Annotated in this window: 17 protein-coding genes; 2 read left to right on the forward strand and 15 right to left on the reverse strand. The window is 23.3% G+C overall.

From position 1 onward, the window contains the following. Positions 1-135: 135 nt before the first annotated feature. From nusG to AACK94_RS06870, 12 genes are all read right to left on the reverse strand, one after another. Positions 136-762 carry a transcription termination/antitermination protein NusG gene (nusG, locus tag AACK94_RS06815; protein ID WP_338975636.1) on the reverse strand — a complete coding sequence of 209 codons (627 nt, stop codon included), beginning with the start codon at positions 760-762 and terminating at the stop codon, positions 136-138. 19 nt (positions 763-781) lie between these two features. Further along, positions 782-1,213 carry a preprotein translocase subunit SecE gene (gene secE, locus AACK94_RS06820; protein ID WP_338975637.1) on the reverse strand — a complete coding sequence of 144 codons (432 nt, stop codon included), beginning with the start codon at positions 1,211-1,213 and terminating at the stop codon, positions 782-784. Positions 1,214-1,224: 11 nt separating this feature from the next. Then, a complete protein-coding gene (gene rpmG, locus AACK94_RS06825) occupies positions 1,225-1,374 on the reverse strand; it encodes a 50S ribosomal protein L33 (RefSeq protein WP_174481441.1) in 150 nt (49 codons plus the stop codon). Positions 1,375-1,587: 213 nt separating this feature from the next. Beyond that, entirely contained in the window at positions 1,588-2,685 is a 1,098-nt protein-coding gene (locus AACK94_RS06830) for a hypothetical protein (RefSeq protein WP_338975639.1), read from the reverse strand. Between the two features lie 72 nt (positions 2,686-2,757). Beyond that, positions 2,758-4,089: a hypothetical protein gene (locus AACK94_RS06835; protein ID WP_338975640.1), complete on the reverse strand. Its 1,332-nt coding sequence runs from the start codon at positions 4,087-4,089 to the stop codon at positions 2,758-2,760. 21 nt (positions 4,090-4,110) lie between these two features. Continuing rightward, positions 4,111-4,884: a hypothetical protein gene (locus AACK94_RS06840; protein ID WP_338976378.1), complete on the reverse strand. Its 774-nt coding sequence runs from the start codon at positions 4,882-4,884 to the stop codon at positions 4,111-4,113. Next, positions 4,866-5,354, reverse strand: a complete 489-nt coding sequence (locus tag AACK94_RS06845) for an AAA family ATPase (RefSeq protein WP_338975642.1) — start codon at positions 5,352-5,354, stop codon at positions 4,866-4,868. Before AACK94_RS06845 ends, AACK94_RS06840 begins: the two co-directional genes overlap by 19 nt. A 22-nt stretch (positions 5,355-5,376) precedes the next feature. After that, positions 5,377-7,440 carry a hypothetical protein gene (locus AACK94_RS06850; protein WP_338975643.1) on the reverse strand — a complete coding sequence of 688 codons (2,064 nt, stop codon included), beginning with the start codon at positions 7,438-7,440 and terminating at the stop codon, positions 5,377-5,379. Positions 7,441-7,634: 194 nt separating this feature from the next. Then, positions 7,635-8,048 carry a hypothetical protein gene (locus AACK94_RS06855; protein ID WP_338961615.1) on the reverse strand — a complete coding sequence of 138 codons (414 nt, stop codon included), beginning with the start codon at positions 8,046-8,048 and terminating at the stop codon, positions 7,635-7,637. Next, positions 8,030-8,182, reverse strand: coding sequence for a hypothetical protein (locus AACK94_RS06860; protein ID WP_174481447.1), 153 nt, complete (start codon positions 8,180-8,182; stop codon positions 8,030-8,032). Before AACK94_RS06860 ends, AACK94_RS06855 begins: the two co-directional genes overlap by 19 nt. 107 nt (positions 8,183-8,289) lie before the next feature. After that, positions 8,290-8,547, reverse strand: coding sequence for a hypothetical protein (locus AACK94_RS06865; RefSeq protein ID WP_338975645.1), 258 nt, complete (start codon positions 8,545-8,547; stop codon positions 8,290-8,292). Between the two features lie 111 nt (positions 8,548-8,658). Beyond that, positions 8,659-9,501 (reverse strand): ankyrin repeat domain-containing protein, encoded by an 843-nt coding sequence (locus tag AACK94_RS06870; RefSeq protein WP_338975646.1) that lies wholly within the window; start codon positions 9,499-9,501, stop codon positions 8,659-8,661. Positions 9,502-9,780: 279 nt separating this feature from the next. Between AACK94_RS06870 and AACK94_RS06875 the strand changes: the two genes are divergently transcribed. Both AACK94_RS06875 and AACK94_RS06880 read left to right on the forward strand, forming a co-directional pair. Beyond that, on the forward strand, positions 9,781-10,335 hold the full coding sequence (locus AACK94_RS06875; RefSeq protein ID WP_338961609.1) for a hypothetical protein: 555 nt from the start codon (positions 9,781-9,783) through the stop codon (positions 10,333-10,335). A gap of 121 nt (positions 10,336-10,456) precedes the next feature. Then, the gene (locus AACK94_RS06880; RefSeq protein ID WP_338976315.1) at positions 10,457-11,695 is read left to right on the forward strand and encodes an IS256 family transposase; all 1,239 of its coding nucleotides are present in this window, start codon (positions 10,457-10,459) and stop codon (positions 11,693-11,695) included. A 58-nt stretch (positions 11,696-11,753) separates the two neighbouring features. Here AACK94_RS06880 and rlmB read toward each other — a convergent pair whose 3' ends face one another. The 3 genes from rlmB to AACK94_RS06895 form a co-directional block, all read right to left on the reverse strand. Continuing rightward, complete coding sequence (gene rlmB / locus AACK94_RS06885) at positions 11,754-12,494, reverse strand: 23S rRNA (guanosine(2251)-2'-O)-methyltransferase RlmB (protein WP_338975647.1); 741 nt, start codon at positions 12,492-12,494, stop codon at positions 11,754-11,756. A 12-nt stretch (positions 12,495-12,506) separates the two neighbouring features. Further along, positions 12,507-13,838, reverse strand: coding sequence for a cysteine--tRNA ligase (gene cysS / locus AACK94_RS06890; protein ID WP_338975648.1), 1,332 nt, complete (start codon positions 13,836-13,838; stop codon positions 12,507-12,509). A 184-nt stretch (positions 13,839-14,022) separates the two neighbouring features. Continuing rightward, a complete protein-coding gene (locus AACK94_RS06895) occupies positions 14,023-15,729 on the reverse strand; it encodes a hypothetical protein (RefSeq protein WP_338975649.1) in 1,707 nt (568 codons plus the stop codon). Positions 15,730-15,813 lie beyond the last annotated feature (84 nt).

Here is a 15,813-nt window from a genome sequence, read left to right on the forward strand (position 1 = left end):
TCCACAAGTTTAAACATAATTAAAGTCTATTTATATATATAAATAGTACTTTACAAATAATAACATCATTATAATTAGTAGTCAAATATATTTTAATTTTATTTTACATAAAAATTAAATAATTTAAACTAAACTTTAATTTTTTTTACAACTATCATATTCTACTTTAATTTCGGTTTGACGACCAAACATATCAACAGAAACTGTTGCAACACCCTTATCTTCATCTAATTTAATAACTTGTCCTTCTCGGCCTTGTAAAGCACCAGAAGTAATATGAACAAAATCATTTAACTCAAAATCACGAATATTTTTTTTTGTCTCTTTAACTTTAGGTTGTGATGAATTTTTAGAATTACGATATAACATTTCATTAACTTCTTTAGTAGAAAGTGGAGTCGGTGGTACACCTTTACCACTAGAACCAATAAAACCATTAATCCCTGTTGTATTACGAATATCATATCAAGTATCTTCGGTTAAAATCATATGAACAAAAATATAACCAGGAAAAATATTTTTTTCAGTTATTTTTTTATCTTTATCTGGTATTGCTTCTTTAACAACCCTAACTTGAAAAATATTATCTTTTAAATTTAATTTTTTTTCAATTTTATTTTTCAAATCAGCAGCAACTTTATCTTCATGACCTTTGTTACAATTAACAATATATCATTGTGCTTGCTCAATTCGATGTTTATGTGTTTCTTCTAATGATGTAGTTTTCACTAAAGGGGTTTCTTTTTTTATTCTTTCGCTCATTTTTTGGCATCTCCATTTTTTACATTATTTTTAATAAAGGTAATACAAATAGTAATAACTGCTCAATTCCATAAAAGAATAGTGCTAAGACAGCAATAAATAATACTGTTGTAATAAATTTATTATTTAATTGTTTTCTTGGTGTTCAACGAGTTCTTCTAATTTCTCTTGATAAGTATAAGAAAAAATATTTATGATAAGTTCTCGCTTCTTTTTTATAATAAAAACGTTCTTCAGGCGTACGATTTTTACGTTCTTTTTCTCAAATTTCGCTAATATTAACCTTTTTATTTTTATCGGCTGTTCGTGGATCAAAACTTGGTTTTCCTTCAGAAGTTCTTTTTGTTCTTAAAGGTTTAATTTTACGTAAAATATTAAATTTACTTTTTAAAAGAGCCAATTTTTCAGGATTAATTTTTGGTTTTTCTTTTAATTTGTCTTCTGCACTCATGAAAATTTCTCCTAACGTGATTCCTTATGTAAAGTATGTTTTTGACAATGTTCACAATATTTTTTTAGTTCCATACGCTCTTTATATTTAATCTTATTTTTGTATGTATGATAATTACGATTTAAACACACAGTACAAATTAAAATTATTTTTTCGTTCATTAAATTCACCTAGAAAATTTAACCATTTTTAATTATATTATTATTTAAAATAAGTGTCAATTTTAAAATATTTTTATTTTAAAAACAAAGTTAAATTTTTAATCTTTCTTTAAAATTCATCATTTCTAAAATAATTTTACAAGAAAAAATAAAATAATAAATAAAAAATAATGTTTTTTTAAAAAAACATTATAATATAAAAAATAATTTTAATTAACTATTAATACTTCCTAAAAGTGGTTGTCTTTCATTAGGTTCTATGATAACTTCTGACATATCATTATTTGCATTTGTAACAAATTCCGGCTCAAACTCATAATCAGGAATTTTTAACTTTATTCTTTCCTGTTGACTATTATCTTCAATCTCTGTTACTAATTCTACCTTTTTATTTTCGGGAGTATAATTATCTATTCATTCTTTAAACATTGTTAATGTTGGTCTTCAATCTTTTATTTTTCCGAGTTTAACAAAACTAGGAATTGTTTTATCTGAATGTCTCATTTCAAACTTATCTCAATTATTTTTTTCTAAATACTCATATATTTCCTTTAAATCTTTATTACTCAAAATACCTTTATATAAAGAAAAACTTTTTGTAATGTGTTCTTTTCTTTCATTAATAATTTTAATAATAATTTCCTTTTTACTATTTGAAGTATTAGATTTACTCATTGTAGAAAAATATGTATGACTAACATCCATCATTGCTGAAATTGACATTAAATTTCCTCCCACAATATTACCATTTGTAAAATTAATGCCTGCAGTTGCAAAAGTAGTAAGTGATTTTAAGTATTCAATAGTTTTTGTTACTTTTTGAATTTTATATAAATCAAAACCTGATATTCCACTAAGCACTTTAACTAATCCATTTGTACCAGTAAATAATTTATTTAATGCAATAGAAATCATTTCTGGAGTTAATTCATTACTTACAGCATCTTCTGTTAATTGTTCAGCAATTTCAGAATAAAGTCTTTCATTATTTGGTGGTAAAGTAGGAAAAGTGGGTAAATTTGGCTCGGTAGTTGTACTACCACCAGTTTCATTTAAATTATACGCTTGTCAAATAACTCAACCACCAAATGCAGCATATAATATATCAGCTACTCCACTTTTAATTAATTGGTAACGTTTTTCAATATTACTATCCCTAGTAACAGACTTAAGTCCTGCTATTGTTAGTAGAACTCTTGTTGTCGTATTACTTCAATTTTGTGCACTTAATGCTCCTGCTCTAACTGGACCATGAAGATTATTCAACACTTTTTGTATTTCTTTTCATGTTTCTTCTTTATTTATTTTCATTTTATTTATTCCTTTCATAGTTAAAGTAGTTTTAAATTAAATTTTTAATTTTATTGATAAGATGATACATAATTATTCATTAATAATATTACTAATCGTTCACTTACTAATATTTATTGAGAAAGATGGCCCAATATCAAAAGCACGAGATATAGAACTACTTCTAAGTTGTTGATATATAGTGTTTTCATCATGTCACATAAATATATAAATAACTAATCCTTGTGATTTATGACCTGCAGGTGGCTGATTTACTACTCGTCAAACTGGTAATTGATTATCTTTGTCTTGAATTTTTTTGGTATTAAAGTTTAGTTCATTACTTTTAATTGTTGTTGTATTATCCATAACACTATAAGTTATACTGTCTGTCGAATTAGCAAAAATTGTTGGATATAAAAACATAAAATTATTTCATGAATCAGCATAATCACTTCATTTTAAAAGCGTAGTTATTTCTGAATTATAATCTATTAGTTTTCCTCCATCTTTTGGAAAACTATGACTTAATGTTAAATTATTATTAGTATCCAAATTTTTGCTATTATATTGTAAATATCCAACGCTAATAATGTTACCAGTACTATCAACTAAATATCTAATACTTATCTTTTTACTATTATTTTCAATTGAAAAATTATTAATAACAGATTCTAAATTTGGACTATCAATCATATTATTGAAAATATTTTCAGAAATTTTTTCTGCAGTGCTCTCATTATTTTTTAAACTACTTTTAGTAATAAATTGTTTAACAAAGTCAAGACAAATTCCCCTACTATTTTTTGAATGAGATTGAGCAATATAATATAATCCCAATGTTTCACTTAAATTATCATAGTTCTTAATTGCATCAATAATACCTTTTGTTCCAGTTAATGATATATGAGTATTAGCACCACCAAATTGAATAAAAGTAAAATTACTTTTAGACTTTTTATTTGAAATATAAGCTGTTGTTGATATTTTGCTCAAGTTTTGTTTTTGAAAAATTTGCAAATCATTAGTACTTGTTAATTGTTCTTCTTTATAATTAATAGCAGCAATTTCTTTATCAAACTCATTAATAACATCTTTATTTATCTTTTCAGGGTTATAAGTTAATTTAAAATTCTCAATATAAATATCTTTTACATAAGGTTCTAAACTTGGATTATCAATAATGCTTTTAACATCAAAAAGATGATATATTCCATTTTCATCCTGACTATTTAAAATAGTACTATTACTTAAATTACCATACGTAGTATTAGTAACAACTTCATTAGTTTCAGTTTTATTTTTATTTTCTTGTTTTAATTTATTAATACTTGTTAAATTATTAGTAATACTAGTGTTAGCAACAATATTAGTGGTTGCTAATGTTAAACTAAGTCCCAACCATAAATGTTTATTTTTTAACATTTTATTTTGCACCTCAGAATTTTATTTTTTAGTAAATCTATTATAAATTTCATTTAATTTTTTTTCATAAATGTTATGAAGTTTTGGTTGATAATATTTCGTATCTTTTAACTTTGTTGGCAAATACTGTTGTTGTACATAATCGTTAGCATAATCATGTGGAAATTTATATAATTTACCTTTACCTACTGATTTTTTTAATGTTTTAGATCAATTATGCTTCAAATAATCAGGAATTGGATATATTTTTCCTTGTAAAACATCACTATATGCTTTTTGTACTGCCAAATTAGCACTATTTGATTTCTCACTAAGTGCCATTTCAATAACTACTAAACCAAGCGGAATTATACCTTCAGGCATACCAATTTGACGAAAAGTATCAATAGCAGTTTTTACCCTAATTGCTAAAGCGGGATTAGCAAGTCCAATATCTTCGTAAACAATAACCAACATTCTTCTTAATAAAACTTCATAATCACCAGTTGCTAATAACCTTGCTAAATAATGCAAAGCAGCATTAACATCACTGCCTCTAATTGATTTTTGTAATGCTGACTTTAAATCATGATGTTCATTTCCCTCTTTAGCATTTCAATTACTTGCTTTAGGCATAATAGCATTAATAATATCAATAGTTATGATTTCATTAGGATATAATTTTATTAATATTTCTAAAATATTAATTGCTATTCGTAAATCACCGGTTGCTAAATTACAGATTTTTTCTAAAATTTCATCACTAATATTAAAATTAAAAAATGAATTATTAGTAATTATTTTTTTAAGCCTAATAACATTTCTTCATTACTAATTGGCTTTAATTCTAATAATAGACATCTACTTCGTAAAGCTGGATTAATTACAAAATAAGGATTTTCAGTAGTGCAAGCCATTAAAATAAAATTGCCATGTTCTAAATATTGTAATAATAAATCTTGACGATCACGATTCATGCGTTGTATTTCTTCAATTATAATTATATAAGGTTTAGTATTTTGTGCTATTTTAATTAATTTTTCTAAATTTTCTTTTTTATCAATGGCAGCATTAAATACTCCAAATTCACATTTTAAATCATTAGCTAGTGCTTGAGCAATAGTGGTTTTGCCTGTTCCTGGATTACCATAAAATATTAATGATGTTAAAAACTTCTCATTTAATATTCGATTAATAATTCCATTTTTATCATTTATCAAATGACTTCGACCAATTATATCATTAACGGTAGTTGGTCTTAATATTGTTGCCAGCGGCTTATCCATACTCATCACCTTTGTTTTTAATTTAACGTCGTGAAGTTATTTTAACAATAGAACTAAAATTAATAAAGGTTAAATTATTATTTTTAATATTAACGTCCAAGGATTGAAGCATTTTATATTCTTTATCATCATCATATTTAATAATGATACCAATGTTTTTTAAATGCTGATATTTATCATTTTGTTCAGAAACACTAACAAGTTCAATATTATTTATCTTTTTTATGATATCAAAATTAATTGTCTTTTGAAAATGAATTTGATAGTTATCGCCATCAATATTAATTCCTATATTCATTTCTAAATTAATGTCATTAGTAGGAGAAAAATTATTCATATCATTAATATCTTCTTGAAATAATAGTGAAATAAGTGAAATAGAATTATCTTTAAAAGTAATTGGATATATTACACCACTAGGAAGAACATTTGGATATAATTCAATAGAATTTAAATCTTTAACATTAAAATTGTTATTTTTAAAAATTTTTTCATTTGGTTCTTTATTTTGACATTGAATATTTATTGAAAACTCGATAGTATCTTGCAATTGATTTTTACCAACAATTGTTACTATTATAGATTTTGGTTTTTGATAATTTCCAGTAATCGCATTACTAGTAATAATATAATCTTGATCATTAAAATCTTGATGTCATTTTTGCTTACCAAACTCATTTATTTTTTTACTAACAAGGAAAGCAATATAATTATCAATATCCACTTTGCTAACATTAGTATCATCAATAACATCTATTTGTTCAGTATTTATGCTTTCATCATTTTCCAATGATGACTTAATAGCAAATAAAGATTTTACGGTATTATTGGCTGTTAGATTAATTATCAATTGGATAGTATCTTGCAATTGATTTTTACCAACAATTGTTACTATTATAGATTTTGGTTTTTGATAATTTCCAGTAATCGCATTACTAGTAATAATATAATCTTGATCATTAAAATCTTGATGTCATTTTTGCTTACCAAACTCATTTATTTTTTTACTAACAAGGAAAGCAATATGATTATCAATATCCACTTTGCTAACATTAGTATTATCTTCAATAGTTATTAATTGATTAATTACACTTTCATCATTTTCCAATACTGTTTTAATAACAGATAATGATTTTTTTGTTCAACTACCTTGAACATTAAAATTAATATTTAATTGACCTTTAATAATTTCACTACTATTTTTAGCACAAATAACAACTGTTATTTTCTTTTTTATCATATAATTATCAAAATTTTTTATTGAATCATAATTAATAACAAAATCACTTTTTGTTACTTTATCTGATAATGATTTTTCTTTATTAATTTCTTCTAAAAATTTCTCTTCAATAATTTTATTAACTTGAGATTCTATTTCATTTTTAGTTCCTTTTGTAGCATCTGACATTACTACTGTTTGTGATGGAATTGTAATTCTATTGTCTAAATCAAAAATATTAAATTTTTCCGGAATAACATCATTTTCAACACTAAAATTGAAATTTAAGTCACAAGGAAACAAACCATAATTACTACCAAACTGATTAACACTCATTTCAATTTTAAACTGTTTTATTTTTTCTTTATAAGATGGTATTTTTATTGAAAAATTATTTTTAAGTGCATTTTCATCATTAATTTTAATATTAATAGCTGGATTTACTGGTAAATGTACAAAAAAATTATTAGGAATATCTATTTTATTTATTTGTAACAAATTATCAATCTTTTTTAATAAATCACTAAGATAAAAATTTTTTAGTTTTTTATCAGTAGATATTAAACTAATATTGTTTAATTTATCCTTGTAATCTATCAAATTATATTTTTTATTTGTTGGACAATTATTCTTATAATAATCTTCTCAAGTTTTATCTTGATTAGGATTTCAGTTGTTGGAATTATTAGTATTTATGGCACTATTTCATTGATTATTTGCAATTATTAAAATCATAGTAGTAATAATTAAAACAACCACAACAAATAACAAAGAAAAAATTTTAAACCAATGTTTTTTTTCTTGCTTAACATTAGGTTTTTGCTTATAATTTGATTTTTCATTTTGATTAATGCCAATTTTATACATTATTTCCTCCACCAAAAATCGATAATAAAACACAAAAAAACTTTATAATGATTAAAAAATCACTACAAAGCAACAGCTAAATTATATAAATAATAAATATAACAATAAAACTTATAAATTAATTTTTAAAATTAAAAAAATAAAATTAAAATATAAATTTTATTGTTGTCTTAATTCTATCATAGTAATTTTTATTAAATATATTTTTTGTAACTATTTTTTAATTTTAACTTTACTCGTGTTCAAGCATTATCAACTTGCTTATAGCTTAAATTTAATTTTTTCATAATTTGATGAACATTATATCCTCTTCGCTTTAATTTTAAAACTTCATTTTCATTAGTAGTAAAATTTGTAATACTAATAACTTCTTCCAAAAATGAAGTATATTCATAATCATTTTTTTGATATAAATAATCATTATATTTTAAGGCACAATTAATAATTTTATGATTATTATTTAAAAAACTTTTAACATAAGTAAATACTCCTCATTTTACTTCATAATATAAAAAATTTTGAAATGACTTGTTTTTTCTTTCTTGAAATTTAAAAATTGCCTTTAAAAAAATAAAATAAAAAGTTGATTTTAAATCATTTGTTTCCAAAGGAATAGCAAAAAACTTTTTAATAATATTTCGTAAAAAAAATCATTTTTCAATTCATATTTTTTATATAAAAAATTAAAAGCAAATTCATTGTTTTCAATACAATACAAATAAATCAATTCATTATCATTCATAATTAAATCCTCCTAAATATTTCAAATAACAAACTAATTATGAATTACTAATCAACTAATTATTTAAAGTTATGATGTATTAGTATTTAATTTTGAAATTCTTAATATTACATATTTGATCCATAATCACGTTTAATAGTTGTTTGACTCACTATTGATGATGAATCTAACAAATTTATCTTATCTTTAAAGATTTCTACTTCTGTTTGTGGTATGTAGTACTTAAATATTTCTCTTCTAGTTTCATTAGCCACTTTGTCAATTTCCTGTTCTTGATTTTGATTTCAATTTGATGATAAACTAAAAAAATCTTTTAAAAACATTTTATTTTCAATAGTTAACTGATCATAATTTTTAATTGTCAAAGCAATTTCTTTTTGTAATAGTAAACAAGCGTGATTTCATGCTGAATTTCCTGAGTTATCTTTATAATTAACATCAATTGGTCATTTATTAATTAAATAAGTTACTAATTTTTATAAATCATTTATTACCGCTATATGTAGTAATGAATAATTTAGTTCATCAAATACTAAACTATTAATAACTTCTTTTTGTCAAAAAATTTCAATATTTGAATTATTTTTTTCATTTAATTTTTTAATTTCATTTTGCAAATATTCTAATGACTCTATTACTGATTCTTCTTTTTCTAATCAATTATTATCATCATCTCCCTTTATAATATAGATTATTTTTTCATAACAATTTCCTTTAAAAATCATTATTTCATTTTTAAATTTTAGAAATTCTTTAAATGTTTTTATTATTAAATTTTTATTTTTAATAGAGCAAGTTAAAGCAGTAAAACCACCTTGATTTTTATGATAAACATGAGCTTTGTATAATAATAAAATATTAAAAATTTCAATTCTTCCATTTTCAGCAGCAAACATTAAAGGAGTATTACCATCACAATCTTTATAACTAATATCAGCACCGTTATCTATTAAATGCTTAACTATCTCAAAATTACCCCTTCTAGTAGCTAACATTAAAGGTCTATTGCCATTTTTTTGACTTTCATAATTAACAGCAGCAGCACTTGCCAATAAAACCTTAACTACCTCCAAATGACCATATTCAGCAGCAAACATTAAAGAGGCACTACCATATCTATTTTCATAATTAACAGCAGCACCATTTTCCAGTAAAACTTTAACTACCTCCAAAAAACCACTTTCAGCAGCTAACATTAAAGACGTATTACCATCTTGATCTTCATAATTAACATCAGCACCATTTTCCAATAAAACTTTAAGTGCTTCCAAATCACCAACTTCAACTGTTTCAATTAACAGTTCATTTACTAGTTGCATACTATTCACATTTTCCTTTCAAAAAATAAAAATCACTTATTTTTTAAAAAACTATCATAAAAATAATTATTTTTGTAATTTTTTGACATTACATATTTGATTAATTTAAAGAATAATAAACTACTTATGTTATTATCAACTTTATGTTAATAGTTACTTTAACAAATAAATTTTATAATAATATATAATATTTATAAAACTTAATAATAAGTTTTTTAACTCATTACTTTCATAAAAAGTAAATGAGTTTTTTTATTTTGAAAGGAAAATGTGAAACAGATGTATTTAAATATTTTAAAAAACTTATTTAAACGTAGAAAAAATCATTATCCAAGTAATAACAGTACAGATATTGAAAATAACGAGTTTTTTTTCTTCTACAATGAACAAAAAATATTATCAAAATTAAAAAAATTAAGTGAAGAAAAAGATAAAGAATTAGAAAAATTAACTAATGAAAATAATAACACTCCCAAAATAATATTACTTTCTTCAAATATTTTAGAACTAAGATCAAAAATTTGAGCTTTGGAAGAAATGTTAGAAAAGAAAATAACAACAAAAATAGAACAATTAGAAAAAAGTAAAATAAATAAATATAAAAATTTTTTTATTAAATTTTTTACTTTTTGAATTAAAGATAAAAACAAATGTGTTAATAATAAAATAAATAAGATAAATTCTGACTATACAAATATTAAAAACAATTGTAAAGAATTAGAAAACCATTTAATTGATCAAATAAATATATGCAAAAATTTAAAAGAAAAAAAATGAAAATTTTCAGAACCAAATCTAATAAATAAAGAAAAAACATTTACACCTAAAATATAAAAGTATCTTTTTAAAAAAATATAAGTTGGAAATGTTTAGTAATCTGTGTAACTTACAAAAATAACTATGTTTAATTAATTCTAGTAAATATAATTAAATGACTAGAAAGAGTGAGTTACAGATGGCTAAAAAAGATAACTTTAATAATAATGATCCAATATCAAAAGCAGTAGATTTATTACTAGAAAATACTGAAGATTTAACAACAGTTTTTAAACCTAGCGGTTTATATAAAGAATTAACAAAAAGATTAGTTGAAAAAATGTTGAATTCTGAAATGCAAAATTATTTAGGATATGAAAAAAATCAACATAGTACTACTGAAAATGCTCGTAATGGTACAAGTTCAAAAAAATTAATAACTCAACAAGGTAAAATTGAAATTGATGTACCAAGAGATCGCAATAGTAATTTTACTCCTGTAATAGTTCCTAAAAGGCAAAGAAGATTTGATGGTTTTGATCAACAAGTTCTTTCCTTGTATGCAAAAGGAATGACATTATCTGACATTAGAATGCAGTTGCAAGAGTTATATCATGGTGCTGATATTAGTGAAAGTGTTATTAGTCAAATTACTGATGATGTTATTGATGATGTTAAAGCATGACAAAATCGACCATTAGAAAGTATTTATCCTATTGTTTATTTTGATTGTATAGTAGTTAAAGTACGACAAGATAAACGGATTATTAACAAATCAGTTTATATAGCATTAGGAGTTGATTTAGAAGGCAAAAAAGATGTTTTAGGATTATGAATTAGTGAAAATGAAGGTTCTAAGTTTTGATTATCTAATTTCACAGAAATGAAAAATCGTGGCTTAAATGATATTCTTATTGCTTGTAGTGATAATTTAACAGGCATGTCAGAAGCAATACAATCAGTTTATCCTAAAACAGAACATCAATTATGCATTGTTCATCAAATTAGAAATAGTTTAAAATATGTTTCATACAAACATCGAAAATGTCTAGTTGCAGATTTAAAACCAATTTATAGTGCATGTAGTGAAGAACAAGCAATGCAAGCTTTAGAATCGTTTGAAAGTAAATGAAATAAACAATATCCTCAAATTACTAAATCTTGATATAAAAATTGAGATAATTTAATGGTTTTTATTAGTTATCCAGTAGAAATCAAAAGAGTGATTTATACTACAAATGCTATTGAATCTGTTAATAGTCAATTACGAAAAATCATCAGAAATAAAAAAGTTTTTCCTAATGATATGGCAGTTTTCAAAATATTTTACTTGGCAATTGAAAATATAACAAAAAAATGAACATTGCCTATTCAAAATTGAAATACAGCAATTGCTCATTTTATGATAAAATTTGAAGACAGAATTAATCTAAATTAGTAACTTTGTAAAACAAAGATACACAGATTATTAAAAAGCCTCTATAAGTTCTTAAAATTTACGATAATTTTAACGTTTCAACGTAAATATAGTTTGCAATAATACCACAAGCAACGCTAGCATTAAATGATTCTATTTTTGGACTTATTGGTATTTGAACAATATAATTGGTATGTTTTAATAACTTTGGACTTATCCCTTCACCTTCATTACCAATAATTAATGCTAAGTTGCTACTACAATCAATAGTAAAATAATCAATTGCTTTTGCTGTTTTAGCAGCAGCCAAAATTCAAAATTTATATTTTTCTTGTAAATTATTAATTGCGGAAGTTAAATTATTAACTTGACAAACTGGAATAATACTTAGAGCACCAGCTGCAGCCTTTGCAACTGCACCATTTATTTCAGATTGATTACGATTTAAAACAATTACACCATCAAAGTCATTACCCGCTGCAATTCTTAACATTGAACCAAAATTATGTGGATCAGAAATACGATCTAAAATTAAAATTCTTAAAAATTTAGATGTTGAATCAATATTAATTAATTCATCAAAAGAAAAATATTGATAGTCTTTAACATTAGCAGCAATATTTTGATGTTTAGTAGTACCTAATAAATTATTCATTGCTTGTAAACTAATAATTTCATAAGGAATATTTACACTTTTTAAATCTTTTTTCAATTCTTGGTACTTATCTTGAACTAAAAAAACTTTTTTAATTTTTATTAATGACGATGTTGATAATGCAGCAATAATAGGGTGATAACCATAAATATATTGTAATGCCATAATTTTGCTCCTTTAAATAATATTCAAATCTTTTAATTCTTGACGAATTTTATCAGCTTCTTGGTATTGTTTTTCCTTTTTTAGTTGTTCTCATATTTTAATTTTATTTTTAATTTTTTCAGAATAATTACCAACTTTAAAATCAAATCCTAATATTTTTAAAGCAAAGGTAAAAGTATAAAAAATTTCTTGAAATTCTTCATTAAAATTTTTTTTAATAAGTGCTTCATTTAATTTTTTAATCATATTTTCAATTAAAGTAATAGTATTGGTTGTATCAATATTATTTGATAAATTTTTAATAATTTGTTGATAATAAATTGAATGATGATTATTATTACATATTATATTGTTAATAAATATTTGATATGTTCATTGTTTTAAAACATTTTCATATTTTTTTGTTGACACTAATCCATTTTCAATTGTTTCCTTATTAAAATCAATTGGTTGTTGATGATCACGATTTAATATTAAATATCGCAATACATTTGGATGATATTGCTGACAAAATTCTTTAACCAAAATAAAATTATTTAAAGATTTTGACATTTTTTCATTAGCAATATTAACATGACCATTATGTCATCAAATATTTGACATTTTTTTATTATTAACTGCAACAAATTGAGCTCGTTCATTTTCATGATGAGGAAATTTTAAATCAACACCACCACCATGTAAATCAATAGTTTGACCATTAAATAAAGCCTCAACAAAACAAGCACACTCAGTATGTCAACCAGGTCTTCCTTTTCCTCATGGACTATTTCAACTAATACCTATTGTTGTTGATTTTCACAAAGCAAAATCTAGATTATTTTCTTTAGCAACTAAATTTTTAATTCTAAAATTTGGAATTAAATCTTCAATATTTTTATGTGCCAAACTTCCATAATCTTTTAACTTATTAACTTTAAAATAAACATCACCAGCAGTAACATATGCATAATCTTTAATAATTAATTTATTAATAAATTCAATAATCTTTGAAATATATTCACTTACTTTTGGTAATTTTGTAGGAGAAATAATATTTAATTTTTCTAAGTCTTCATAATATGCTAACGTATATTTTTCAGTAACTTGTTGTTCTGTTATTTTTAAATCCGCAGCTTTCTTAATAATTTTATCATCAATATCAGTAATATTATGAACATAATTTATTTTATAATTTTGATCAATTAACAAACGATGTAAAACATCAAAAACAAGTACACCACGAATATTGCCAACATGAATATAGTTATAAACAGTAGGACCACATAAATACATATTAACTTGCTTTTTATTAGGGGCAAGCGGTTGCAATCTTTGTGAAAAACTATCATAAATTTTAATCATTTAATTAACCCTTCTTAATAAAGTTTAGTTTTCATATACTCTATTATACTGTAAAGAATATCAATCTGTAACAAAATAATTTTTTAAATTTAAAACTCTCTTTAACAAAGAGAATCATTAATAATTAAAAAAGTATTAATTATTTGAAATTTCATAATTTTTGATAGATATCATTTTTATGTTTTTATTTTTTTTCAGTTATATATAAATTTCCTTTATTAGCAGAAGTTATTGTTCCTATATAAATAGTATCATTAATATTTGTTAAACTTCAAACTGCACCATTAGTATTCTCTCAATCAAGCATCAATCCAAAACTTTTATCAGCTTTACTTTTATATATTTTTCCTTCACCATTATTATTTGTTATTCCTACATAAAGTGTACTATCAACATTTGTTAAACTTGAAACTTCACCATTAGTATCTTTTCAACCAGATACTGGCTCAATCTTAGCATTAATATCATTAGTATTTATTTTATATAAATTTCCCTTTTTATTAGCAATTGATGTTCCCACATAAAGCACACCATTAATATTTACTAGAGCATGAACTTCACCATTATTATCTTTTCAATTAGAAACTTTTTTAAAAGTATCACCAGTATCGCTTTTATATAATCTTCCATTACCATTGCTAGTTATTGTTCCAACATAAACTGTACCATTAACATTTAATATACTTAAAGCTACACCATTACTAGCAGTTCAACTAGTAAGATCAGTAACTTTATCATAACTATTAATTTTATATAATTTTCCACCTTTAGTATCTTTTGCTCCAACATAAACTTCACCATTATTAGTACTTACTAAAACATGAACTTCACCATTAGTATCTTTTCAACCAGATACCGGCTCAATCTTAGCATTAATATCATTAGTATTTATTTTATATAAATTTCCCTTTTTATTAGCAATTGATGTTCCCACATAAAGCACACCATTAATATTTACTAGAGCATGAACTTCACCATTATTATCTTTTCAATTAGAAACTTTTTTAAAAGTATCACCAGTATCGCTTTTATATAATCTTCCATTACCATTGCTAGTTATTGTTCCAACATAAACTGTACCATTAACATTTAATATACTTAAAGCTACACCATTACTAGCAGTTCAACTAGTAAGATCAGTAACTTTATCATAACTATTAATTTTATATAATTTTCCACCTTTAGTATCTTTTGCTCCAACATAAACTTCACCATTATTAGTACTTACTAAAACATGAACTTCACCATTAGTATCTTTTCAACCAGATACCGGCTCAATCTTAGCATTAATATCATTAGTATTTATTTTATATAAATTTCCCTTTTTATTAGCAATTGATGTTCCCACATAAAGTACACCATTAATATTTGTTAAACCCCAAACTGCACCATTGTCTTGTTTTCAATTATTCATTAATTCAAATTTGCCATCACTATTACTTTTATATAAATTTCCTTTACCAAAAATTGATGTTCCCACATAAAGCACACCATTAATATTTACTAGAGCATGAACTGCACCATTATTATCTTCTCAATTAGAAATTTTTTTAAAATTAGTAATAGTACAAGTTAAAGAAACTTCGTTTTTATAAGTACCTTTACCATTAATAATGATTTTTGCAGTGTCAATAAAACTTTTAATATCAAAATCATCTTCAGTTAGATCAATTGCTTCTTTATTTTTATCTTTAATAGCTTTTAAAATTTCAGATTTATTTGGTTTGTCCAATTGACCAATGTAAATAATACCTAATTCCTTTTTAATAATAACTGTATTTAAATCAGTTTTTTCTACTGGTGAAGGTCTTTCTCCACCACAAGTGACGACACTTATACTTGTTACTCCAATTAAAGTTACTACTGCTAGACTACTTAGTAATTTCTTCATATATCTTTACCAACTAATCTTTAATATTTTAATACAATCATTTTACATGATTTCTATATCAATAAAAATAAACATGCTATTAAA

It is taken from the genome of Spiroplasma endosymbiont of Monopis laevigella, from assembly GCF_964019975.1.
Lineage (GTDB): Bacteria > Bacillota_I > Bacilli_A > Mycoplasmatales > VBWQ01 > Spiroplasma_E > Spiroplasma_E ixodetis_A.